The 556-nt window shown below is 44.8% G+C and carries 1 protein-coding gene; it reads left to right on the forward strand.

What is annotated here, in order from left to right:
* Positions 1-167: 167 nt before the first annotated feature.
* Positions 168-556: hypothetical protein (locus tag ACKTR5_RS11725; protein ID WP_407881691.1), on the forward strand; the 389-nt coding region annotated here is incomplete at its 3' end.

Raw genomic sequence — 556 nt, forward strand, 5'->3', positions numbered from 1 at the left:
GAGGATTCAACTGTGATGGACCTATACATTAAGAGCCTGCGGGTCGTTGCGGGTAACACGTACATCAGTGGCGATGGAAAGCTGCTTACCGCGGTGGATCAGAAAAACAATCAGTATGTTTCTTTTCAAGCAAATAATGACATTAAATTTATGGAGGTAGGTTAGAAATGGATTTAATTACTAAAGGTATGGCCAATTGGGATAAAGCCTTGAATGACTATTTATCTCGCGAAAAGCAGATGTTTACGTGGACCGGTCATCACCCCAATGGCTATATCGTGACCGCTAAACGGATTGGGAACGCAGTTATGTACTCATTCTCAGTCGATAACAACCGGAAGCAAGTCAAGGGATGGGTACAGTTTACGGATGCGGGGTTTATCCCAGCGGGATTCAGACCAACAACCAATAATTATTTAACGGCAGAAAGTGCGCCAGGAATCATTGATGGTAAGGCTGCTGACTGGTCATCTGGCTTCTTGGTGGTTAACCCAGATGGGAGTTTAGCTACTAGGGCATTTGTGATTCTATCTGCAGTGACGGACAATCCGGATTC

It is taken from the genome of Furfurilactobacillus entadae (assembly GCF_045862745.1).
In the GTDB taxonomy this organism is placed as follows: Bacteria; Bacillota; Bacilli; order Lactobacillales; family Lactobacillaceae; genus Furfurilactobacillus; species Furfurilactobacillus entadae.